Genomic DNA, 22,412 nt, shown 5'->3' with positions numbered 1-22,412 from the left:
AATGCAAAGCACGGTCCCAGATCGTGCTTTCATCTAAACTATAATATTTTATGATTAATATTTGCTTTACTAAAAATAATCATGTAATATGGTAATTGTCTTCAAATTTCCTTCACTATTTTATCGTCGCGGGGTAGAGCAGTCTGGTAGCTCGTCGGGCTCATAACCCGGAGGTCGCAGGTTCAAATCCTGCCCCCGCAATCATTTTATACATAATAATGAACGTTAGGTCCGGTAGTTCAGTTGGTTAGAATGCCTGCCTGTCACGCAGGAGGTCGCGGGTTCGAGTCCCGTCCGGACCGCCACTATTGCAAACGAACAATTGTGTTCGTTTTTTTGTTATTTAAAAAAGGATAAATTTGCTCTCTTCCTATATATGCTGAGAGATAATTAATCAAAGAATGAGGAAGCTTTTTTGCTCATTCTTTTTTTTTCGGGTAAACTTGTAATGAGCGATGTAAAAGGGGAATGACGAATGGCGAACTTTGAAATCAGGTCCAATCGACCAGAAGATACTTATTTAATAGCGAAAACAGTTGGAAAGCTCCTTGGTCCAAACGATGTGGTTTTACTTGAAGGTGATCTAGGGGCAGGTAAAACGGCCTTTACAAAGGGACTGGCTGTTGGATTGGATGTCCAAAGGACAGTGAATAGTCCTACATTTACCATTATAAAAGAATATAAAGGAAGACTCCCTTTATATCATATGGATGTATATCGAGTAGAAGATTCACTTGAAGATCTAGGATTAGAGGAATACTTTTACAATCAAGGTGTTTCTGTTGTAGAATGGGCCCATTTAATCGAAGAGCAGTTGCCTTCTGAGAATCTTACGGTATATTTATATCGTGAAGGTGAGACAGAAAGAAGGATTGCCTTCCAACCGAATGGAAAAAGGTATGAAGCATTATGTGAGGAGTTATGGAATGAGAATTTTAGCCATTGATACATCAAATGAAGTACTGGGAATTTCCTTGTTGGATGAAGTTCAAGTCATTGGTGAATATATGACGAACATGAAGAAAAATCATAGCATCCGTGTTATGCCGGCGATTGAAAAGCTGTTGTCAGATTGTGAAACAAAACCTACTGATCTAGATAAAATTGTCGTGGCCCAAGGACCAGGCTCTTATACAGGCGTACGAATCGGTGTAACGGTAGCAAAAACATTAGCGTGGGCTTTGCAGATTCCTTTAGTTGGTGTATCGAGCTTAGCAACCCTTGCGGCATCGGCTCATTATTTTGATGGGTACATTTCACCACTGTTTGATGCGAGACGTGGTTTGGTTTATACCGGATTATATGAATATCAGGACGGGAAACTATTGACTGTTTTGGATGATCGTAATATATTGGCAAAGGAATGGGCTGAACAATTGCAAATAATGGAGAGACCCATTTTATTTATGGGAAATGATATTCCTATTCACCGGGAGCTTATTACTACTATTTTGCATGATCAGGCTTGCTTTGCAGAAATGACCGAACATAATCCTCGTCCAGGAGAATTGGGCAGGCTGGGCTTAGCGGCAGAAGAAGTTACTATTCATTCTTTTGTCCCGAATTATGCACGACTTGTGGAAGCCGAGGCTAAATGGTTAGAAAAACAGGAGCGTAAGAACTAATGGAATCATGTCAAGATCGCGGGGCAATCACTTATCGAGTGGCAACAGAAGCAGACGTTGAACAAATTGTCAAAATCGAGAATCAAGCTTTTACTGTGCCATGGCCAGCGGAAGCCTTTTATCAGGATATCCTAACCAATCGATTTGCCCTTTATTTACTGTTAGAATATGAGGGGAAGGTTGCGGGATATTGTGGTGTTTGGATTGTCATAGACGAAGCTCATATTACCAATATTGCTTTGTTTCCAGAATATAGAGGAAAGAAGTTAGGGCAAAACTTATTAGAAAAAATGATGTCGACTGCTAAAGAAGCTGGTGCAGAGACAATGACGCTTGAAGTAAGGGTAAGCAATTTTCCGGCCAAATCACTTTATAAAAAGTTAGGTTTTCAAGAAGGCGGAATTCGAAAAAACTATTATACAGATAATCAAGAAGACGCATTAGTAATGTGGGTGAATTTATAAAATGGATAAAGAGTTGTTCATCTTAGGAATTGAAACAAGCTGCGATGAAACGGCTGCAGCCGTTATAAAAAATGGAAAAGACATTCTTTCAAACGTAGTAGCCTCACAAATTGAAAGTCATAAACGTTTTGGTGGGGTTGTACCAGAGCTTGCTTCTAGACATCATGTGGAGCAAATTACGATCGTGATCGAGGAAGCATTAACAGAAGCAAAAGTTACGTTAGCAGATATTGATGGGATTGCGATTACAGAGGGCCCAGGTCTAGTAGGGGCATTACTTGTCGGAGTGAATGCTGCGAAAGCTTTAGCATTTGCGCATAATATTCCACTCGTTCCAGTCCATCATATTGCAGGACATATCTACGCCAATCGCTTAATAACCGAATTGAAATTTCCATTACTTGCTCTCGTTGTATCTGGAGGACATACCGAATTGATCTATATGGAGAAGCATGGAGCCTTTAAAGTAATCGGTGAGACTTTAGATGATGCAGCGGGAGAGGCGTATGATAAGGTAGCGAGAACATTAAAGTTACCTTATCCAGGCGGTCCGCATATTGATAAACTAGCTCAAAAGGGAAATCCTGCTATTGAGTTGCCGCGAGCTTGGCTGGAGGAAGGATCCTATGATTTTAGTTTTAGTGGTTTAAAATCAGCTGTGATTAATACCCTGCATAATGCAGAACAACGTGGCGAATCGATTGCTAGTGAAGATCTAGCAGCTAGTTTCCAAGCAAGTGTCGTAGAGGTTCTAACAGAGAAGACTGTACGTGCTGCTGAGGAATACAATGTCCAGCAGGTGTTATTAGCGGGTGGGGTTGCGGCAAACCAAGGCTTGCGTTTAGCATTGCAGGAGGCTTTTCAGCCACTATCAGCAATAGAACTGATTATCCCGCCACTAAATCTCTGTACGGACAACGCCGCGATGATTGCAGCAGCTGGATCGGTATTGTTTGAACAAGGCAAGCGCGGTAAAATGGATATGAACGCTTATCCAGGATTGGATATTGAAATTTTTTGATTTTAAAACTCGTTAAATGATACTTCACCTAGGGATACAAAGCATCTATGCATTTGTATTCCTATTTTTATTTAGAAAAAAGAAAAGCCATTTATTCAGTGTAAAAAAGAGATTTAACAATGGAGTTGAAAATGATGAAAAGATTGGCCATTATCACGGTAGGTAAAACGCATAGTGGTAAAACGACATTTGCAAAGGCTTTAGGAAATAAGTTAGATAACTCTTTTGTAATGGATCAGGATAACCAAGCTGAATTTATAAATAATCATTATAAGAAACTACAACCAAAGCGGGGAGAGAATACGCTTAAACATACTCTTACAAGACAAATTGTCTCTTATGCCAAGGAGCACACAGATTTACACTTCATTATTTGTAATTCTAATCGCGGGAAAAAAGGGCGAGTGTACTTGCTAGAAGAGTTGTTTCCAAAAGCTGAATTTATCCGAATACTTGTCCATTTTGCTATTCCAGATCAAGTTCTCCAGGCCCGTGTGAAACAGAGCCGACGTAGCACAAATATATTGAGAACTGCTTCTAATTTTGAAGAAGTTCTTATGCGTCAGCAAGCTGATTCTCTAAAAGAAGATGTGACAGATCCAATAGAGGGAGAAGCAGATCACCTATTCGTAATTACAGATAGGGATGAAGTAGATGCCGTTATTCGAAAAATTATTCATATTGCACAAGGGTTATGATTTTTTAGTAGGCGTAGAGCGTTCACTGAGGTGATGTTCATCAAAGTTGTATCGGCATACAAAGAAGTGAATGATCATATAATGAATGGGGATTTGACTGGTACGGTAGAGGAGCTTTTACCATACGTAACAAAAGCACCTATTAAAGTCGTGTGAACTGGTATTATTATTCCATATTAGGGGGGTAAGGTCATGAAAAACATTGTGAATTTCTTCATATTCATTATTACAGCCTGCATTTTATTGGGTACATTATTTTTAGTAAATGGCGGCCTATCTCAAGATGCGCTATTATTTGTCGGGATTATATTGATCATTATGTTAGTAGCCATACTTGCTGTTTCTAAACTATATCCCGACCATAAAATATGGCTGTGCCTGGGGATCAGTGTAATGATATTGGTACTATTTGTTCCATGTTTTACTACGTTAAATGATCTACAAGCATCGTTAGAGAGAGCAGTATTTAAGCAATTTTTATTGATGTTTGTTCTTATCCCAATCCTTTTTATTGGGTCCTTTATTTTAGCCTACCGTCACTACTTTATTAGGGGACGATAGTTTCATAGGCAAATTTGATTTATATAGATAGACTGACGGTTTTACCGTTCAGTCTATTTTTAATAGAAAGTATATCCATACGTCAGCTTATACATCTGTTGTGGACGTGAGAATACTATCCCTTTTAGCAGTCCGTTCTTAGAATATGATAAACTACGATTATCTAACATAAGGGGAATTCAAATGAAAAAAGACTTAAAAGCCTGGAAAGATCCAACGATATTATTGTCCTCGATTGGAATTTCAAGTATCGGGGACTTTATTTACTTAGTTGCCATTAATATAATTGTATATCAACTTACAGGTTCAGCTGCCGCTGTTGCGGGACTTTGGATCATTGGGCCATTAACGAATATTGTAACCAAATTTTGGACTGGCAGCTTCATTGATTATCGAAGTAAAAGAAAAGTAATGGTTGTAACGTATTTTATTAGGGCCGTTTTCATCTTCTTCATTCCATTTGCACCGAATATAGTCGTAATCTATGGAATTTTAGTTGTTTTAAGTGTGGCAAAGGCTTTCTTTAATCCATCCTCCATGACGTATGTTACCATGCTTGTTTCGAAAGATAAAAGGAAGCGATTTAACGCAATCCGTTCATTTGTAAGCTCTGGCGCATTTATTATTGGGCCGGCAATCGGGGGTTCACTTATATTAATAACATCGGTAAAAACAACCTTATGGCTGAACGCGTTATTCTTTGTCATCTCAGCAATTTTATTATTATTTCTTCCAAAAGAAGAAAATATTAATAAAGATACGATTCCAGCATTAACTTTCTCACAGGTGATTCGTGATTTTACAGTTGTTCAGAAATTCATGTCAAATAATAAATATGTATCTTTTATTTATTTTGGTTTTATTATGGTAATGATTTTTTCTTTTGCCATGGATGCGCAGGAGGTTGTCTTTACACAACAAGTTATTGGACTTTCTGAAGTGGAGTATAGTCTATTAATAAGTATAACTGGAATTGGTTCAGTTATAGGCGCTATGCTACTGTCACTTTTTTCAAACAGCCTCTCTATTAGGTCTATGATTGTCATTGGTCTAATGATGACGACGGTTGGTTACGTTATATATGCATTTTCATGGTCTTTTATGTCGATTGTTGCTGGATTTATCATTTTAGGTTTCTTTAATGTTTTCTTAAATGCAGGGATAATGACTTTCTATCAAAATAATATACCAATTGAGGTCATGGGGAGAGTCACGAGTATCTATCAACTAATCCAAAGTGCCGTTCAAGTTATATTTATCTTAGGGGTTGGATTTGTAGCAGATTTTGTTTCATTACGGCAGACCATCGTTACTTTGTCACTTATTATGTTGCTATCATCCCTCACTTTTTCCGTTTTAGTTATGAAGCCAACTAAAAAGTCCTTTTACCAGGAAGAAGACAATACGAATAGGTCGTAGACGAATTGCTTGTGCAACTTAGATGATTAGAAGAAGTACAAAAATACTTCGTTATCCCCCGATTCCGCATATGACTCTAGTTCTACCTCTTATGGATAACCAATTTACAAAAACTAGTATAATCGCACTTACTAATAAGTCTTCATGACGTATGATACCTAATAAATAATCCGTTTGAAGGGAGGTTTACTGTTGCCAAAGGTATCCGTTATTATGACGAGTTACAATAAGCCAGATTATATTAAAAGTGCCCTATCTGCAATTTTAAAACAAACGGAGAAAGACTTTGAACTGCTTTTAATGGATGATCATTCAAATAAGCAGACCCAAGAAGTCATCGCTCCTTTTTTAAAGGATAAAAGAATTCGCTTCTTTAAAAGTAATATTCAAACCATTCAAGAACGCGTGGAGAAAACGCGCTATGCCGTGCTTATTAATGAAGCGTTAGAAATGGCTAAGGGAAAATATATAACATATGCGACAGATGATAATGTGTATAAACCTCATCGTCTCCAGAAAATGGCGCAATATCTAGATTTTCATCCGCATGCGCAAATTGTTTATTCCGGTTCGAAAACGACGTATTTAGATCAGAACGGTCAAAAGACGAAAGAAATAACACGACCGGCTTCTTCCATTACATGGATCGCTCCTTGTGCCTTGGATCATTGTGCCATGATGCATAGGGCAGCCATTCTTCCCACGATTAAAAAGAAATGGGGTTCATATTGGGATGAGGATCCACAATTTTATCGAATTGGCGATGCGCGCTTTTTTTGGCGATTGAACCAAGAGTGGCCATTCTATCCTATCAACGAAGTGTTGGACGAAAACTTTATCACACCAAGTTCGATCCATTATAAACTTTTTTCAGAGGAAAAAGATGAGTTTGCTCGTTTACTTCCAGAACAGCGCGATTGCAATGAGCTTCGAGAAGATTTACGGAAAAGAAGGAGGTGATGTTGTGGATGTGTATTTGCGGAATTATTGGTTATTAAATTTGGAGTTTATCGATGCTTTTTCAGCATTAACGTATAAAAATATTCCCTTGCCGCTTTTAAGTAATTTTTATCATTATTTAGCTCCAACATTACAGACAGAAATGCAATCAGAGGATTTCTGTCAACATTCATCGCAAGATTTTAAAGAGGGAGAGATCCAACCAGGATTTGAAAAGTGGTTAGGAGCGCTTAGAAAATCACCGCACACTCAACCTAAGCAAGGAAAGTTATTAATGAACTTTGATTATCTACGTTTTACTGAGGAAAACTATCGAGCGTTTTCTCCAGAAACTACGTTGCTTTTAACGAGATGGAGGATGAGGGGGCTCTATACCATTCCCATTATCAGTATGTTAGACCATATAAAGACTTCTCCACAAATTGCTCAGTCTTTCACGAGAAAAGTTAAGGCCATTTTTCAAGCGCATCATCAGCATCCGGCTTTTTCCAATCCAGTATTTCAAAAGGGATTTCTAAAAGACATTCCACAAATGATTGAAAAAATTGATATGGTTTATTCCGTACTAAAAAGCAATCCTATTGAGGCAATATTAGTCGGAACAACAGAGGAATTAACAAGTCGTATTTTAGCGATTATTGGTCAAACATTAGGCATCCCTAGCTTTTGCTTGCAGCATGGACTGATTCTTGGAGAGGAGGCTTATTTACCAGCTTTTGCTTCTCATTATGTCGTCTATGGAAATTATGAGAGGGAGTGGTACCAAAATAAGGGAGTTCCAGACAATCAAATTGCGATTGCCGGTCATCCGCGTTATGACGCGATCTTTACAACAAAGCATTTAAATCGGCAACAGGTTTTAAAGGACTTAAATTTAAACGCAAATAAAAAGACGATTTTCATGGCAACCCAGCCCAATAGCTCTTCTTTGTTTGTAGAGATTGCAAAAATCGTGGAAAAGCTTCCTGATATTCAAATCATCATCAAACCACATCCATGGGAGAAAGCAAAAAATCGAACCCATCCCTACCAAGCTTTAGCGGAAAAGTATAAGCAAATCCAATATGTCACCTCTGAAGTTCCTCTATATAGTTTAATTTCAGCTTCTGATCTGGTTGTTGTGGCGAATTCAACTGTTGGATTAGAGGCCATGTTGCTCGACAGACCTGTCGTTATTTTTAAATCACCAACAGCCAATCGAGACTACCCTTATTATGACTCATTGGGAGATCTTGTTAAAACAACCACAAAGGAAGTACACGAAATCATTGCGGCCCTTTTGACTTCTCCCACTCATCAAAAAAATGCTAAGCAAATTCGCAACCAATTTATCCACAATAACTATCCCATCCAAGCTTCCATGTCTACCCTTCAAAATTTTATAAAAAAGTGTGTTAAAGAGGTGTGACAGAGAATGTTTTTCCGAGGAAAGAAAGTGTTAATTATTGGTGGAACAGGCACAATTGGTCAAAGTCTATTAAAAAAAATCCTTCAAGAAGACCCACAAGTCATCCGGATCTTCAGTAGGGATGAACAGAAACAATTTCTTATGCAAAATCAGTTTGCTGGCGATACCAGGCTTCGCTTTTTGATTGGGGATGTACGAAGCTATGACCGTGTAGAGAGTGCGATGGAGGAAATTGATTACGTCTTCCATACTGCAGCCATGAAGCATGTATCCTTCTGTGAATATAATCCATTTGAAGCGGTTCTCACGAATATCATCGGCACCTACAATGTGATCAAAGCAGCGCTTGCCCAAAAGGTGAAAAGGGTGATTTTTACAAGTACAGATAAAGCTATTTCCCCAACAAATAATTATGGAGCGACAAAACTAACCGCAGAAAAATTGATCACATCTGCCGAGTATTCAAAAGGGTCGGGTAAAACGATTTTCGCTAGTGTGCGTTTCGGAAATGTAATGGGGGCAAGGGGTTCAGTGATTCCATTATTTAAAAAACAAATCCTTGAGAATCGGGAAATGACGGTGACAGATCAAAGGATGAGTCGGTTTATGATGACCTTGGACCAAGCTACAACTCTTACAATCGAAGCAATGAAAGTAGCAAAAGGTGGGGAGACCTTTATTTTAAAAATGCCCGTCATCTCATTAGGGGATCTTGTGCAAGTATTGAAGGAAGAAGTGGCGAATAAGTATGCGATCCCGCTAGAGGAGATCAAACTCAAAGAAATTGGCTTACGGCCAGGCGAAAAGCAATATGAAGAGTTAATGACGTATGATGAATCTCTTTATGCGATTGAACTGCCGAATATGTTTATTATCCCTTCTCCATTCAAGCCACTACCACAATATAAAAATGGGGAAAAGGCAAAACCCGGAAACTATCAATCTGGTGATCCAAAACCAATTGAGATCGAGGAACTTAGAAGATTGATTTTACAGGAAGAATTAATCTGAAACTGTGGTTCAAAAAGGAGGATAAAAAGGACCAAGTCGGCTAAAGGCGTTGATGTCAATCGCAAACGACCGACACTAGTACATCGTGTACATCGAAAGTTCGAGGCGGACTTGCACGGGATGTGTTGACTTCGACGTTGCCCACTGGACGTGTCGGTACTTAGTCGAAGATCATGTATCTCGTAGCATCATTTTTACCGGACTTTTTGAACATCCTATGAAAGGAGCCGAGAGGATGAACATTTTAGTGACAGGTGGTACAGGGTTTATTGGAAGATGGGTGACAAGAAAATTATTAGAAGATCAGCATGATGTATGGGTGATCGATAATTTAGCTAATTCTAGTACAACCAATATAGAAGAATTTATCCACTCTGATCATTTCAAAGGATTTACGGAGGGGGATATTAAAGATAAGGAGATACTGAAGGAGTTATTTAGGAAGACAGATTTTGATATTTGTTACCACTTAGCTGCGAGTATTAATGTTCAGGATAGTATTGATGACCCAAGGACAACGTTCGAGAATGATACAATTGGAACTTTCCATTTACTAGAATTGTGTAAGGAATACAAAACAAGGCTTGTTTTTATGAGTACATGTATGGTCTATGACCAAGCTTCTAACGCAAATGGAATTACTGAGTTAGATCCAATTAAACCAGCTTCTCCTTATGCAGGTGCAAAAATAGCGGCTGAAAATATGGTGCTGTCGTATTACTATGCGTATAACTTGCCTGTTGTCGTTGTTCGTCCCTTTAATACTTATGGTCCTTTTCAAAAAACAGGTGGAGAAGGAGGGGTCGTAGCGATCTTTATTCATAATCAGTTGGATGGAAGCCCCCTAAAGATTTATGGAGATGGAACGCAAACGAGGGATCTATTATATGTGGAGGATTGTGCCGACTTTGTTGTAACAGCAGGGTATTCCTCGCAGGCTAATGGTGAAATTATTAACGCTGGAACGGGACGTGATATAGCGATTAATGATTTAGCTTTGTTGATCGCAAAAAATCCAGCGCAAGTTCAGCATGTGGAACATATTCATCCCCAAAGTGAAATCCCTAAATTGCTTTGTAACTATGAAAAAGCTAAAAAACTTTTAAACTGGAAACCTAAAGTTTCCTTAGAAGAAGGAATCAAAAGAACAAGTCAGTGGATAAAGGAGTCTGGAGAATCATGAGTCACTCATCGGAGATGCGACCTGTTCGTCAGTCCTTATTACCATATGGCAAACAAAGTATCGATGGGGATGATATTCAGGCTGTTATCAATGTTCTAAAAAGTGATTATGTAACCACTGGGCCGGAAATCGAGCGGTTTGAAAAGAGAATCGCGGAATATGTTGGGGCGAAGTATGCTGTTGCTTTCTCAAATGGTACAGCAGCCTTACATGCAGCATGCTATGCGGCGGGGGTTCAATTAGGAGATGAAGTTATTACCACTCCTTTAACTTTTGCGGCTAGTGCTAATTGTATCCTTTATCAAGGTGGAAAGCCTGTTTTTGCTGATGTTGATGAACGGACCTACAATATCGATCCGAAGGAAATAAAGAAGAAGATCACAAAGAAGACTAAGGCGATTATACCGGTGGATTTTACCGGACAGCCTGCTGCATTGGATGAAATCATCGCGATCGCGCGAGAAAATAATCTGGTGGTCATTGAAGATGCGGCGCATGCATTAGGAAGTACGTATAAAGGAAAAAGAATTGGGTCGATAAGTGATATGACGATGTTTAGCTTTCATCCTGTCAAGCATATTACAACAGGGGAAGGCGGCATGATTACAACCAATCATAAGGAGTATTACGAGAAATTATGTCAATTTCGCTCCCATGGTATTACGCGGGACCGGGGGAAAATGCAGGTAGATCACGGGCCTTGGTATTATGAAATGCAGGATTTAGGCTTTAATTATCGTATAACCGATATCCAGGCGGCCTTAGGAAATAGCCAGTTAAACAAATTGGATAGATTTATTTCCAGGAGACGTGAAATTGCTGCCATCTATCAGGATGCATGGAAGGGCCATAAGGAGCTGATTCTTCCATTCCAACAGATCGATGGACAATCGAGTTGGCATTTATTTGTTCTCCGTATCAATTCTGATGCAGTACGCGTTGATCGTAAAACAATTTTTACTGAATTGATAGAACAAAATATTGGTGTGAACGTTCACTATATCCCGATTTATTTATTTCCTTATTATCAGGACCTTGGATTTCAACAAGGGCTTTGTCCTGTCGCAGAAAAGGTATATGAAGAGTTTATCACGGTCCCATTATATCCAGCGATGACCAATGAAGATGTGCAGTACGTGATTGCGGCTGTAAATAGAACGATTCAAAGATATAAGAGGATATAAAATGAGAAAAGTAGCTATTATTCAGGCGAGAATGGGATCGACACGGCTGCCGGGAAAGGTGCTCAAGAAAGTTTTAAATAGGTCATTACTAGAATATCAACTTGAAAGAATTGCAAAGGCGAATGAGCTGGATGGTTATGTTGTAGCCACGACAACGAAAGATCAGGATAAGGCGATTGTAAAACTATGTGAGAAACTCGGTGTTCCGGTGTTTAGAGGATCTGAAGAAGATGTGCTATCTCGCTATTTTGCAGCGGCCTTTTATTATCAGGCAGATGTCATTATTCGACTAACCTCTGATTGTCCACTGATTGATCCAAACATAATCGATCAAGTGATTCAAAGGTATTGTGCGGAGCCAAATCATTATGATTATGTGTCCAATGTGCTCAAACGGACATTTCCAAGAGGGATGGATATTGAAGTGTTTTCCTATGATGCATTAACAAAATGTCATCAACTGGCGAAGCAAAAAAGTGATCGGGAGCATGTCACGAGTTATCTATACCAGCATCCTAAGCAGTTTAAGCTGTTGAATGTGGAAAATAGCCAAGATCAAAGTGAACATCGCTGGACCGTAGACACATGGGAGGATTTTAAGCTCATAAAAAAGATCATTGAGTCGTTCTATCCTCACCAACCAGATTACACAATGGAAGATGTGCTTACCCTCATTCAGATGAACCCGGAGTGGCGAGAAATCAATCGTCATATCAAACAAAAATAAATGAGGTTGTGAAATAGATGAATATTATTTTTCGAGTTGATGCGTCTGAACAAATTGGAACCGGCCATATGATGCGTTGTTTAACTTTAGCGAAACAACTGCAAGCCATCTCCGATCATGTTCAGATTACCTTTATTTGTCGAGAATTGAGCGGTAACTTAATTTCGTATATTCAAGATCAGGATATCCAAGTGGAGAAATTAAGTTCTATCGATCTATCTATACATCAAAGTGAGTATGACTGGTATCGAGAAAATTGGCAGAGGGATTTTAGTGAAGTTTTCGAAAGACTGGGAGCGCGATCGATTGACCTCCTTATAGTCGATCATTATGGATTAGACGCAAACTGGGAACGGATGATAAAAAGGTATGTTAAACACTTAATGGTGATTGATGATTTAGCAGATCGAAGGCATGATTGTAACATCTTACTTGATCAAAACATTCAAAATTATCCAGGACGCTATAAAGAATTAGTTCCAGCAAGCTGCAAGCAATTATTGGGAACTGATTACCTACTATTAAGAGATGAATTTATCGAGATGGCAAATAATATTCAGATCAGAAAAGGCGATATAAAAAACATACTTGTGTTTTTCGGGGGCTCGGATCCACAGTATTTAACATTTAAAACGGTAGATATCCTGCAAAAGATCTCATTTCAAAATTGTCATATCCATGTCGTTGTCGGGATGTCCAATCCTGAAAGGACACAAATTAAAAAGAAATGTCGTGAAAGAGAAGGGTATGTGTATTATTGCCAGATTGATTATATGGCACAGCTGATGAAGCAAGCGGATCTTGCCATCGGAGCAGGAGGGGCAACGACATGGGAGCGGATTTTTCTTGGATTGCCTTCCCTAACCGTTGTCACGGCCGATAATCAGCTGGAACTCACGAAGAATATTGAAAAAGAAGGACTTACGATCAGTTTAGGAAGTCATCCCCATACAATAGAAATCACTCTGAAAAAGACCTTAGAAAATCTACGTAAACATCCGCATATTATTCAGGAAATGTCTAAAAAATCCCTTCGATTTATGGATAAAGAACGGGTTCGAACCTACCCTGTTCGCGCGGCAATTTTGGAGGCGTTAAAATGAATCTTGTCAAACGGTCATCATTAAAAGAAATGAGCCCTTCTCAGTTAGAATTAGTTTTAGCTTGGCGGAATCAATTCTCTGTACGCTCCGTTATGTACCAAGATGAGGAGATCACATTCGAACAGCACCATAAGTGGTTTGCAGGCATTCAAGCTGATCATACGAAACAGGTGAAAGTTTTTTATTTTGATGAACAGCCGATGGGTGTTGTGCAAATAAGTTTAGATGAACAAAATAAGCGAGCGGAATGGGGTTTTTATATTGGAGAGCCTCAGGCCCCAAGAGGTATCGGAAAGCTCATGGGATATTTAGCGATTGAGTATATTTTTCAACAGTTATCTGTTCGAAAGCTTTGCGCCGAAGTTCTATCCATCAATGCAAAGAGTATTCACTATCATAAAAAACTAGGTTTTCACGTAGAAGGAAACTTAAAAGAGCATATCCTGAAAGAAAACCAATCGGTTGATGTTATCCTCATGTCGTTATTTCCGAAAGATTGGAATGAGAAGCGAGTTGATATATTAAAACAAATAGAAGGAAGGATCATATGAGTGAGATTGTATTGAATGAAATGAAGATCGGCGTCGGGGAGCCGCCATTTATAATCGCAGAGATGTCAGGCAATCATAACCAATCGCTCGATCGTGCACTTGCGATTGTGGAAGCAGCCGCAAAGGCAGGTGCTCATGGATTAAAAATCCAAACATACACACCTGATACGATGACATTAGACATTCGCGCAGGGGATTTTTTTGTTGATGATAAAGAGAATATGTGGGCCGGAAAAACGCTATATGAATTATATGGAGAAGCCTATACACCATGGGAATGGCATCAACCAATCTTTGATCAATGTAAAAGATTAGGGATGATTCCTTTTAGCACGCCTTTTGATGAAACGGCGGTCGACTTTCTGGAAACACTAGCTGTTCCTTGTTACAAGATTGCTTCTTTCGAAAATAATGATCTTCCCTTGATCCGGAAAGTGGCTGCTACTGGAAAACCGTTAATTATTTCGACAGGAATGGCCTCGATCGCAGAATTAGATGAAGCTGTTCAGACAGCGCGGGACGCAGGCTGTAAAGATTTAATTCTATTAAAATGCACGAGCACCTATCCAGCAGAACCAACCAACTCAAATATTGCCACAATTCCTCATATGAGGGAACTCTTTGGTTGTGAAGTCGGTTTATCAGACCATACATTAGGAAGTGGAGTCGCCGTTGCCAGTGTTGCAATGGGAGGGACTGTGATTGAAAAGCATTTTACATTATCACGTGCGGAAGGGGGCGTGGATTCCGCCTTTTCTCTGGAGCCTGAGGAATTCCGAACCCTTGTTGTCGAGACGGAACGAGCATGGCAGGCGATCGGAAAGATCCAGTACGGTCCAACCGAAGACGAAGAAAAATCACGGCAATTTCGCAGATCTCTCTATATTACCCAAGACATGAAAGCGGGAGATACGTTCACAAAAGAAAACCTGCGAGCGATCCGACCGGGAGCAGGCTTATCCCCTAAATACATCGATCTTCTCTTAGGCAAGAAAATTAGCAAACATTCATCAGCAGGAACGCCACTTAGTTGGGATTTATTTATGTAAAAGGCTGCCCGCTTGGGCAGCCTTTTACGAGCGGATAGGCAAATTTACGAGCGGATAGGCAAATTTACGAGCGGATAGGCAAATTTACGAGCGGATAGGCAAATTTACGAGCGGATAGGCAAATTTACGAGCGGATAGGCAAATTTACGAGCGGATAGGCAAATTAGCAGCTTAAATTTAATTGAAAAAGTTATATTGGTAGGTGCGGTCTCGAAAGGTGCCAGAGCTTGGAAGGTTCATAGATTTTAAAAGACGCATGGCCGAATATCGATCCTCTTCTAGCTGTAAAAACGCTCGACACTCACGATTGCTCATGTTTCTCCCCATTATTAAGAACCAATCTTTGACGGTTGAGATATGAGCAGAGGCATCATTTGTTAGGCAATGAGGACAGTGCCAAGATCGTGGGATTTTCAACATACCGATAAATCCGCACGCTGGACACCTTACACCTGGTTGGATATCTTCCTTTGGAATGGAGTAACTTTCACAAATCGGCTTGGGGATATACTCTTTATGACTGTTTAATAAGTCAGTAGCTAATGCATCTAAAGTGTGTAAACCGATTTTATGAGGAAAAGACTTAAGACTCTTAATATATGAGGGGATCAAATTTGGAAAAATAACCTTACATGTTTTGGGTGGCTCTTTCACAATTTGCTTTGGATAAGCAAGGACGACAACGCCAAAGATAGGGAGTTGTATATTTCGCTGCTCAAGCCACTCCTGAAATAACTCCACATACCGGGCTACTTGACTAGCAGGGCTTTCAAAACTATCTATCTCTCCTGTTGCCTTTTCACGAATTAATTGAGGTGGATGCTCTTTAAAGGATAGGGTTCCGGCAATATTCTTCACCTCGACTATGGTGGCAAATGCTTCTGTGAGAAAAATACTATCCATTTGAAAAGTAGTACTTGTCTGGAGAGATAAATCATGGAAAACGCGGTTTTCACTAGGGAAGATCGTTTTGCGGAAGATGTCCTGCACTCTTTTTTACCAGCAATACCAGCTTCTTTGGAACGGAGTTTTTGCAAAATGAGTGGATACTGGGGATGACGTGGAGATAATCGATGTAAAGTAGACTGTAAAGCTTGTAGAACCAGTGACTCAGAAGGAAATTTCACATTAATGATGCAACACCTCCATTGGATTGCTACTATCCTAGCATAACTATTGATGAAATAGTAGGCCGCTCATTGTAAAAGTGCACTTCGCTATTCAGTAAGCTCCACCGATCGTTCAACAATTCACAATGAAGGTCAAAAGTTCCTTAGCAAGAAAGAAAAAAGCCACCCTTTAAGGCAGCTCTATAATATCTTTCATCATGTCTATTCTATGTTCAAAGGTATGTGCAAGATATACCTTTTTTTGTGCATGGCTTGCAATTTTTTCACGTAATTCTTCCTTTTCCAAGTAAAAGTAAACCTTTGCTAGGCAATCGGACGGATCTTGATAGGCAATTATTTCGTCTTCTGAAAAAGAAGATCGTAATCCAGGCAAATCTTCTATTAGTTGAAAAGCTCCGCAAGCAGCAATATCGAATGTCCGATTGTTAATGGTCTCATTTATAACGTCTCTTTTATAGGAAAAATGCGCCTGACGATGCGGATTTAATACGATTTTTGTCCCATTGTAAAATTTCGCTACCATCTCGGGTTCCATCCATTGATCATAAATAGTGAGTTGATCATCTCGCCTAAACTTTTTTGCTAACTGATTATGCCACTGTTTTCCAATGACCGTAATAGGGAATGTCCCATTTTTTAAGAGAAACTCTACCAATTGAACGCGAGAAGGGTAGGGATAGCCTACGAGCAACACATCACTTTGAAAGGAAAAATCTACCTTCTGTCTTGTAAAAATGATAGGATCTGTCCCTAGAGGAAGATGATAAACATATGGGAAACCAGCGGTAAGATAGACTTTATACGCACCTGAATCAATTGTGAAGACGTAATCATAAAGGTGAATATTTTGCAGTGTTTTATTCATATAATAAGGATCCTCTGTTAACCAAATGGCTTGCTTTACTCCGTATTTCCTCAACAGGTCACTCGCTTGCTTCGAGAAATGATCTCCAAGAAGAATCAAGGCCAAATGCGGCCGATCATCATCATGCAAAATCGCCTGCAAACGCTGAAGAGATTCTCCGGGTTGAAAGAGAATACATGTATTGTAAATCTTACGAAGTGTTTTTTCAATATTTCTATCTAAATATTGGTAGATCATCGGATATCCAGATGAAACATATAGTACGTTCATTGATTACTCCGATACATCATAAATAATAGATTCCACTTTACTCGAACCTATATTAATAATCATATTTGTGGGAGGAGACATTGACCCTTCTTCTTCTAATACTGCAATACCAGTAGCTGGATTATAATCAGTGAAAATGGCTGGACCAATAATATTTCCAGAATCCATTGTCACCGTAATCGTGGTTCCAGGAATTAAACGCCTGAAAATATAATCTGCAAAGTTCATTTTTTTCACCTCAATTTATATAATTTAAGGCTTTGTTTCCACCTATCTATTTTGATAGGTAACTATACAAAGCCTTTTTGTACTGCTTCATGATACATTATGACAAAAAGGGAGAATCGTTAAGACACCCCCCTAAAAATAAAGAAAATCCACATTTTTACTATAGAAATTGGTATATACATAGACAAAAAGAATAAGTCAGATTCTCATTTTTTTATAGAGTAAACGGTTGTCTACACTATTTTAATTATTATTAATATCGTAATAAAGAAAGAGAAGGGAGGCTATTTTATGGCTGTTTTTAGATCCTCGTTCCAACAACAGTTAATTAGTATTTCACAATCTGGTCAACCCATTCCCGTTATCCGCTTAGTTGGAGGCGAAAAACTACAAAATTTGCAGATTGCTCAGGTGGGAACAGATATGGTTGCATTTGAAGACCCTAATACAGACGGCACAATGTATGTACCCATCAGTCAGGTACAAAGCGTCGGAACATTTTAAAAGGATGTTATATGTTGACAAAAGCTCCGGATTCCGGAGCTTTGTCAACATAGGAGGGAAGGGAAATCGATCGTTTCACTCTATGATAGGAAAGGATGTGTTTTTGTGAAAGGAGTTATATTAGCTGGTGGAACAGGTTCGCGGTTGCAGCCGATGACAAAGATAACCAATAAGCATCTTTTACCTGTTGGTCCCTATCCTATGATTTACTGGTCCATCATGAAATTAAAAGAAGCAGGCATAGACGAGATTCTCCTGATCACTCATGAAGAGTATATGGATTCATTTCAAAAGCTATTAGCGGATGGGAGCGAATTAGGTGTTTCCCTTCATTATGCAATTCAACCTACAGCATCAGGTATTTCTGCTGGCCTTGCGCATGCTGAGGATTTTGCGGACGGGGATAAATTTATTTTACTTTTAGGAGATAATATTTTCGAAGATTCATTGGTTCCGTTCATTCAGGCTTTTCAAAAACAGAAGAGTGGCGCAAGAGTCTTAATTAAAGAGGTAGAAGATCCCCAGAGATTCGGCGTTGCCAAGTTGAATGAGGAGGACCGATGTATTACGTCCATTATTGAAAAACCGAAGACCCTTATCTCCAACGATATCGTCACTGGCATTTATATGTATGATCCAAAAGTCTTCGAGTATATCCAAGCACTATCCCCATCAGATCGGGGAGAGTTAGAGATTACTGACGTAAACAATGTCTATATCCAAGAATCCGTTTTACAGTATGATCGTTTGTCAGGTTGGTGGGTAGATGCAGGGACTCATGACTCTCTCTTTCTTGCTAATCAACTGATCTATGAGCAAATAGAGAGAAGGGAAGGTCCATGAAAAAAGCGTTACTTGTTACAGGGGGAGCGGGATTTATTGGCGCAAATTTTATCCATTATTTAATGGAGCAAACGGATTACACCGTCACCAATGTCGATGCACTTACCTATGCCAGCCATCCATTTATGCAATACTCCTTCCCTGATCATCCACAATATCGCTTCATTCAATGTGATTTGACGAATCCAAAGCAGGTTGAAAAAGTCTTTGATCAAACCTATGAGGCGATTATCCATTTTGCGGCTGAATCTCATGTGGATCGCAGCATTCAGTCAGCAGTCCCGTTTATTGATACGAATATAAAAGGGACGCTCCATCTATTGGAAGCTGTACGAGAGGGAAAAGCTAAAAAGATGATTCAAATTTCCACAGATGAGGTATACGGAAGTCTGCAGGAAACGGAGCCTGCTTTTACCGAAACAACCCCACTTTCACCGAATAATCCATACTCTGTAAGTAAGGCAGCAGCAGATCTCCTTGTTCGCTCCTATTACCATACCTTCAATATCCCTGTGATGATCACACGCTGTAGCAATAATTATGGGCCTTTTCAGCATATAGAAAAATTTATCCCAAAAGTGATCACATCTGCTTTAGCAGGTGATAAAATTCCGATCTATGGTGATGGAGGACAAATTCGTGACTGGTTATTTGTGGAAGACCATTGTCGAGCGATCCATGCGGTTCTTGAAAAGGGAAAAATAGGCTCTGTCTATAATATTGGCGGAGATGAAGAGCAGACCAATCTAGCTGTTGTTGAACAGATTATCGACTATCTTGGTGCAGATCAAAATTTAATTACCTTTGTCGAAGATCGCTTAGGTCATGATCGTCGTTATTCTATCAATTATGGAAAAATTAAAAAAGAATTGGATTGGCGGCCACAAGTGGATTTTACAGAGGGATTGAAACGTACTGTCCAATGGTATATGGAAAGGCTCCAGAAAAACAAGCGTGATACTCAATGAAAATATTAATCACAGGAGCGAAAGGACAATTAGGGACAGATCTCGTTGAGATATTTTCTGCCGATCCATATGTTGAACTATTTCCATATAATAAAGCGGAACTAGATATCACGGATGAAGCAAAAGTCAATGAAGTGATAAAGAGAATAGAGCCTGATTTGATCATCCATACAGCCGCATATACAGCAGTAGATGAGTGTGAAACGAATTGGAAAACAGCTTTTAACGTCAACAGCTTTGGAACGTACTACATGGCTAAAGCAGCCAAAAAAGTGGGCGCAGCCATGATGTATATTAGCACAGACTTTATTTTTAGTGGGGAGAAGCGGCAACCCTATACCAGCGCTGATGCACCCGATCCTTTATCGATCTATGGGGCGAGTAAATTACTTGGGGAACGTTTTGTACAACAGCTTGTAAAAGAATTTTATATTGTCCGCACTTCATGGGTATATGGAGAAAACGGAAAAAACTTCGTCAAAGCAATGCTTCGTTTAGCGGAAAATGAACAGACATTTTACGTAGTTGAGGACCAAATAGGGTCTCCTACCTATACGAAGGATTTGGCTGCTGCCATTCAACAACTGATCGGCAAGCCCTATGGCATCTATCATATCTCGAATCAGGGGGTCTGTAGCTGGTTTGAATTTGCTCAAGCGATTTTAAAACTAGCGGGATACAAGGAAGGGCTTGTAAAACCAATCTCGACGGAAGAGTATGGCACTATCGCGCAAAGACCCGCATTTTCTGTTTTAAGCAAGGAATCAATTGAAAATGAAGGGATCACCATGAGACATTGGCAAGTCGCGCTTGAAGAATTTCTGGACAGGAAGGATGGAAAATATGATTGATGACGTGATTATAAAAAGGATTGTGAAGCATCATGATGATCGTGGCTTTTTTGCTGAATTAGTGCGTGATGATGAGTATATTTTAGAACGGTTTGGTCAAGCGTCTTGGTCGATGAGTTATCCAGGTGTAATCAAGGCCTTTCATTACCATGAAAAGCAAGATGATCTTTGGTTTTTCCCAGCCGGTCATGCACAAGTCGTACTTTATGATTTGCGTAAAGATTCGAGTACAATGGGGGAAACCAATGTATTTTACATGGGGGAGGATAATCCGATTCTGCTTCTTATTCCGAAGGGCGTTGCACATGGATATCGAGTTCTTGGGCAAAAACCTGCGACCATCATTTATTTTACAACTGAATCTTATAATCGCCACAACCCAGATGAAAAAAGAATCTCCTGGGATGATCCGAAGATTGGTTTCCAGTGGGAAACCGAAAATCGTTAATCCGAACTTTTCTGCTGTTTATCTAAAAGGGGGTGTCTTCTATAGAAACGAAGGTATCGGTCATTTTAACAAGCTATAATAAGCCAAAATTGCTTGAAAAGGCGATTGAGAGTGTGCTAAAGCAAACCATGCCAAATTGGGAATTATGGATTATGGACGATCATTCGAATGCTGAAACGGTTCAAACGATCGAGCGCCATCTAGAAGATCCTCGGATCCGATATCGAAATAGTGAGATTGAGGATAAGGAGCGGCATCAGTCGACAAGGTATGCGACGATGATTAACGAGGCGATTCCCCTCTCAAAAGGAAGGTATCTCACATACCTAACAGATGATACGATTTACGCACCAGATCGTCTTGAAGAAATGGTGGCCTATTTAGAAAAAAATGCTGGCATCGATATTGTATATTCAGCTCAACAAGTAAAAGTCGTGAATGAACAGATGGTTTGTCTGAAGGAATATACACGGGAAGCCAATGTGATCCTTGTTCAGGCGGCTGATAAAGTTGATCATTGCTCGGTCATGCATACGAGAGAAATCCTTCAGCAAGTAAGGGATCGATTTGGCAGTTATTGGGATGATGATCCTCAACATTGGTGCAGGGGAGATGCTGTATTCTGGAAACGATTGAATACCTTCCAATCGTTTCATCCCCTCTCTAAAGTATTAGATATCACCTATAAAACATCCCAATCAGTCCAATCCTTGTTTCAGCATCTTCCGGCTTCACTTCCTAACGGAATTTTAGTGAAGGGAACGAGCGAGAAAATCTATTTACTAAATAATGGACAAAGAAGATTGATTAACCCAGCGATGTTTTCCTTTTATAAATATGATCCGAAAAAAATTGTCAATATTCCGGATCCATTGCTTTATCGATATGAAGAAGGAATCCCGTTTGATAAGGCCTCTTCACTTCCTCCATTTCGCCTCTTTCAAGATAAAGATGGAGACGTTTTTTATTTGGAACAGAAGCAAAGGAGAAGAATTACCAATCCACTGCTTTTAATGAAAAACCGTTTTAATCGTCAAGAAATCATTCAAGCAGAGGAAGAGAGGTTAAGAAAAATTCCAGTTGGTCCTAATGTGGACAGTCATTTTTCAGAGCCATTATTAGAAAACAAAGTATATAAAAATCACATACAGTATTGGTTAATGAGTGATTGCTCTCTCTTGCCGATTGATAAAAAAGTACTACAAAGATTGAAGCTTGATCATGACCCAATCGCGATTCCAAGTAATAAAATAAAGAAATGGAAAATCGGTCCACCTATTGTAAGTGGATATCTGTGAGTAACTATTGCGATATTCACTTATAATCATAAATTCACGGGAA

Annotated in this window: 26 protein-coding genes and 2 tRNA genes; 25 read left to right on the top strand and 3 right to left on the bottom strand. The window is 39.4% G+C overall.

Translation table 11 applies throughout. The features are described 5' to 3' along the window. Positions 1-127: 127 nt before the first annotated feature. The 19 genes from IPU53_RS22295 to pseI all read left to right on the top strand — a co-directional run bounded on the left by IPU53_RS22295 (position 128) and on the right by pseI (position 14,964). Positions 128-201 (top strand) — tRNA-Met (locus IPU53_RS22295). A gap of 27 nt (positions 202-228) precedes the next feature. Next, a tRNA-Asp gene (locus IPU53_RS22290) sits at positions 229-305 on the top strand. Between the two features lie 170 nt (positions 306-475). Next, positions 476-946, top strand: a complete 471-nt coding sequence (tsaE, locus tag IPU53_RS22285; RefSeq protein WP_207453320.1) for a tRNA (adenosine(37)-N6)-threonylcarbamoyltransferase complex ATPase subunit type 1 TsaE — start codon at positions 476-478, stop codon at positions 944-946. After that, the gene (gene tsaB, locus IPU53_RS22280; RefSeq protein WP_207453313.1) at positions 927-1,625 is read left to right on the top strand and encodes a tRNA (adenosine(37)-N6)-threonylcarbamoyltransferase complex dimerization subunit type 1 TsaB; all 699 of its coding nucleotides are present in this window, start codon (positions 927-929) and stop codon (positions 1,623-1,625) included. Before tsaE ends, tsaB begins: the two co-directional genes overlap by 20 nt. Beyond that, positions 1,625-2,089 (top strand): ribosomal protein S18-alanine N-acetyltransferase, encoded by a 465-nt coding sequence (gene rimI / locus IPU53_RS22275; RefSeq protein WP_207453310.1) that lies wholly within the window; start codon positions 1,625-1,627, stop codon positions 2,087-2,089. Before tsaB ends, rimI begins: the two co-directional genes overlap by 1 nt. A gap of 1 nt (position 2,090) precedes the next feature. Next, the gene (gene tsaD / locus IPU53_RS22270; protein WP_207453307.1) at positions 2,091-3,110 is read left to right on the top strand and encodes a tRNA (adenosine(37)-N6)-threonylcarbamoyltransferase complex transferase subunit TsaD; all 1,020 of its coding nucleotides are present in this window, start codon (positions 2,091-2,093) and stop codon (positions 3,108-3,110) included. Positions 3,111-3,244: 134 nt separating this feature from the next. Next, the gene (locus tag IPU53_RS22265) at positions 3,245-3,808 is read left to right on the top strand and encodes an AAA family ATPase (protein WP_207453335.1); all 564 of its coding nucleotides are present in this window, start codon (positions 3,245-3,247) and stop codon (positions 3,806-3,808) included. A gap of 30 nt (positions 3,809-3,838) precedes the next feature. Continuing rightward, entirely contained in the window at positions 3,839-3,964 is a 126-nt protein-coding gene (locus tag IPU53_RS25365; RefSeq protein ID WP_278253324.1) for a hypothetical protein, read from the top strand. Positions 3,965-4,000: 36 nt separating this feature from the next. Further along, complete coding sequence (locus IPU53_RS22260; RefSeq protein WP_207453299.1) at positions 4,001-4,369, top strand: hypothetical protein; 369 nt, start codon at positions 4,001-4,003, stop codon at positions 4,367-4,369. Between the two features lie 183 nt (positions 4,370-4,552). Next, positions 4,553-5,788 carry an MFS transporter gene (locus IPU53_RS22255; protein ID WP_207453297.1) on the top strand — a complete coding sequence of 412 codons (1,236 nt, stop codon included), beginning with the start codon at positions 4,553-4,555 and terminating at the stop codon, positions 5,786-5,788. Positions 5,789-5,980: 192 nt separating this feature from the next. Continuing rightward, the gene (locus tag IPU53_RS22250; RefSeq protein ID WP_207453294.1) at positions 5,981-6,748 is read left to right on the top strand and encodes a glycosyltransferase family 2 protein; all 768 of its coding nucleotides are present in this window, start codon (positions 5,981-5,983) and stop codon (positions 6,746-6,748) included. 4 nt (positions 6,749-6,752) lie between these two features. Beyond that, the gene (locus IPU53_RS25505; RefSeq protein ID WP_207453292.1) at positions 6,753-8,156 is read left to right on the top strand and encodes a CDP-glycerol glycerophosphotransferase family protein; all 1,404 of its coding nucleotides are present in this window, start codon (positions 6,753-6,755) and stop codon (positions 8,154-8,156) included. 6 nt (positions 8,157-8,162) lie between these two features. Further along, entirely contained in the window at positions 8,163-9,167 is a 1,005-nt protein-coding gene (locus tag IPU53_RS22240) for an SDR family NAD(P)-dependent oxidoreductase (protein WP_207453290.1), read from the top strand. Positions 9,168-9,402: 235 nt separating this feature from the next. Next, positions 9,403-10,350, top strand: coding sequence for a dTDP-glucose 4,6-dehydratase (locus IPU53_RS22235; protein ID WP_207453288.1), 948 nt, complete (start codon positions 9,403-9,405; stop codon positions 10,348-10,350). Continuing rightward, positions 10,347-11,534, top strand: a complete 1,188-nt coding sequence (gene pseC, locus IPU53_RS22230) for a UDP-4-amino-4,6-dideoxy-N-acetyl-beta-L-altrosamine transaminase (RefSeq protein ID WP_207453286.1) — start codon at positions 10,347-10,349, stop codon at positions 11,532-11,534. The genes IPU53_RS22235 and pseC overlap by 4 nt, the downstream gene beginning before the upstream one ends. Position 11,535: 1 nt before the next feature. Further along, positions 11,536-12,261, top strand: coding sequence for a cytidylyltransferase domain-containing protein (locus IPU53_RS22225; protein ID WP_207453281.1), 726 nt, complete (start codon positions 11,536-11,538; stop codon positions 12,259-12,261). A 17-nt stretch (positions 12,262-12,278) separates the two neighbouring features. Beyond that, a complete protein-coding gene (gene pseG / locus IPU53_RS22220) occupies positions 12,279-13,364 on the top strand; it encodes a UDP-2,4-diacetamido-2,4,6-trideoxy-beta-L-altropyranose hydrolase (RefSeq protein WP_207453280.1) in 1,086 nt (361 codons plus the stop codon). Beyond that, entirely contained in the window at positions 13,361-13,915 is a 555-nt protein-coding gene (gene pseH / locus IPU53_RS22215) for a UDP-4-amino-4,6-dideoxy-N-acetyl-beta-L-altrosamine N-acetyltransferase (protein ID WP_207453279.1), read from the top strand. Before pseG ends, pseH begins: the two co-directional genes overlap by 4 nt. After that, positions 13,912-14,964 carry a pseudaminic acid synthase gene (pseI, locus tag IPU53_RS22210; protein ID WP_207453278.1) on the top strand — a complete coding sequence of 351 codons (1,053 nt, stop codon included), beginning with the start codon at positions 13,912-13,914 and terminating at the stop codon, positions 14,962-14,964. Before pseH ends, pseI begins: the two co-directional genes overlap by 4 nt. A gap of 177 nt (positions 14,965-15,141) precedes the next feature. On the opposite strand, the gene IPU53_RS22205 is transcribed toward pseI, so the two are convergent. The 3 genes from IPU53_RS22205 to IPU53_RS22195 form a co-directional block, all read right to left on the bottom strand. Beyond that, positions 15,142-15,954 carry a nuclease-related domain-containing protein gene (locus tag IPU53_RS22205; protein ID WP_207453276.1) on the bottom strand — a complete coding sequence of 271 codons (813 nt, stop codon included), beginning with the start codon at positions 15,952-15,954 and terminating at the stop codon, positions 15,142-15,144. 309 nt (positions 15,955-16,263) lie between these two features. After that, entirely contained in the window at positions 16,264-17,229 is a 966-nt protein-coding gene (locus tag IPU53_RS22200; RefSeq protein WP_207453274.1) for a CgeB family protein, read from the bottom strand. Positions 17,230-17,232: 3 nt separating this feature from the next. Continuing rightward, positions 17,233-17,457, bottom strand: coding sequence for a hypothetical protein (locus tag IPU53_RS22195; RefSeq protein ID WP_207453272.1), 225 nt, complete (start codon positions 17,455-17,457; stop codon positions 17,233-17,235). 291 nt (positions 17,458-17,748) lie between these two features. Between IPU53_RS22195 and IPU53_RS22190 the strand changes: the two genes are divergently transcribed. From IPU53_RS22190 to IPU53_RS22165, 6 genes are all read left to right on the top strand, one after another. Continuing rightward, positions 17,749-17,961: a hypothetical protein gene (locus tag IPU53_RS22190; RefSeq protein WP_207453270.1), complete on the top strand. Its 213-nt coding sequence runs from the start codon at positions 17,749-17,751 to the stop codon at positions 17,959-17,961. Positions 17,962-18,066: 105 nt separating this feature from the next. Further along, positions 18,067-18,804, top strand: a complete 738-nt coding sequence (locus IPU53_RS22185) for a sugar phosphate nucleotidyltransferase (protein WP_207453268.1) — start codon at positions 18,067-18,069, stop codon at positions 18,802-18,804. Next, a complete protein-coding gene (rfbB, locus tag IPU53_RS22180; protein WP_207453266.1) occupies positions 18,801-19,772 on the top strand; it encodes a dTDP-glucose 4,6-dehydratase in 972 nt (323 codons plus the stop codon). Before IPU53_RS22185 ends, rfbB begins: the two co-directional genes overlap by 4 nt. Then, positions 19,769-20,623: a dTDP-4-dehydrorhamnose reductase gene (rfbD, locus tag IPU53_RS22175; protein ID WP_207453264.1), complete on the top strand. Its 855-nt coding sequence runs from the start codon at positions 19,769-19,771 to the stop codon at positions 20,621-20,623. Before rfbB ends, rfbD begins: the two co-directional genes overlap by 4 nt. After that, entirely contained in the window at positions 20,616-21,071 is a 456-nt protein-coding gene (locus IPU53_RS22170; RefSeq protein ID WP_207453262.1) for a dTDP-4-dehydrorhamnose 3,5-epimerase family protein, read from the top strand. Before rfbD ends, IPU53_RS22170 begins: the two co-directional genes overlap by 8 nt. A 32-nt stretch (positions 21,072-21,103) precedes the next feature. After that, positions 21,104-22,369: a glycosyltransferase family A protein gene (locus tag IPU53_RS22165; protein WP_313886550.1), complete on the top strand. Its 1,266-nt coding sequence runs from the start codon at positions 21,104-21,106 to the stop codon at positions 22,367-22,369. Positions 22,370-22,412: the final 43 nt, after the last annotated feature.

The organism is Bacillus sp. SD088 (assembly GCF_017355205.1).
Taxonomy (GTDB): domain Bacteria; phylum Bacillota; class Bacilli; order Bacillales; family Bacillaceae_C; genus Lederbergia.
This window is presented reverse-complemented; position numbering and strand designations above follow the sequence as displayed.

Coding starts and splice junctions, on each gene's coding strand:
- IPU53_RS22240 (WP_207453290.1), top strand. CDS start 8,163: ATGTTTTTCCGAGGAAAGAAAGTGTTAATTATTGGTGGAACAGGCACA.
- pseG (WP_207453280.1), top strand. CDS start 12,279: ATGAATATTATTTTTCGAGTTGATGCGTCTGAACAAATTGGAACCGGC.
- IPU53_RS22235 (WP_207453288.1), top strand. CDS start 9,403: ATGAACATTTTAGTGACAGGTGGTACAGGGTTTATTGGAAGATGGGTG.
- pseC (WP_207453286.1), top strand. CDS start 10,347: ATGAGTCACTCATCGGAGATGCGACCTGTTCGTCAGTCCTTATTACCA.
- IPU53_RS22195 (WP_207453272.1), bottom strand. CDS start 17,457: ATGAACTTTGCAGATTATATTTTCAGGCGTTTAATTCCTGGAACCACG.
- tsaE (WP_207453320.1), top strand. CDS start 476: ATGGCGAACTTTGAAATCAGGTCCAATCGACCAGAAGATACTTATTTA.
- rimI (WP_207453310.1), top strand. CDS start 1,625: ATGGAATCATGTCAAGATCGCGGGGCAATCACTTATCGAGTGGCAACA.
- pseI (WP_207453278.1), top strand. CDS start 13,912: ATGAGTGAGATTGTATTGAATGAAATGAAGATCGGCGTCGGGGAGCCG.
- rfbB (WP_207453266.1), top strand. CDS start 18,801: ATGAAAAAAGCGTTACTTGTTACAGGGGGAGCGGGATTTATTGGCGCA.
- IPU53_RS22225 (WP_207453281.1), top strand. CDS start 11,536: ATGAGAAAAGTAGCTATTATTCAGGCGAGAATGGGATCGACACGGCTG.
- tsaD (WP_207453307.1), top strand. CDS start 2,091: ATGGATAAAGAGTTGTTCATCTTAGGAATTGAAACAAGCTGCGATGAA.
- pseH (WP_207453279.1), top strand. CDS start 13,361: ATGAATCTTGTCAAACGGTCATCATTAAAAGAAATGAGCCCTTCTCAG.
- IPU53_RS22255 (WP_207453297.1), top strand. CDS start 4,553: ATGAAAAAAGACTTAAAAGCCTGGAAAGATCCAACGATATTATTGTCC.
- IPU53_RS22265 (WP_207453335.1), top strand. CDS start 3,245: ATGAAAAGATTGGCCATTATCACGGTAGGTAAAACGCATAGTGGTAAA.
- tsaB (WP_207453313.1), top strand. CDS start 927: ATGAGAATTTTAGCCATTGATACATCAAATGAAGTACTGGGAATTTCC.
- IPU53_RS22260 (WP_207453299.1), top strand. CDS start 4,001: ATGAAAAACATTGTGAATTTCTTCATATTCATTATTACAGCCTGCATT.
- IPU53_RS22170 (WP_207453262.1), top strand. CDS start 20,616: ATGATTGATGACGTGATTATAAAAAGGATTGTGAAGCATCATGATGAT.
- IPU53_RS22190 (WP_207453270.1), top strand. CDS start 17,749: ATGGCTGTTTTTAGATCCTCGTTCCAACAACAGTTAATTAGTATTTCA.
- rfbD (WP_207453264.1), top strand. CDS start 19,769: ATGAAAATATTAATCACAGGAGCGAAAGGACAATTAGGGACAGATCTC.
- IPU53_RS22200 (WP_207453274.1), bottom strand. CDS start 17,229: ATGAACGTACTATATGTTTCATCTGGATATCCGATGATCTACCAATAT.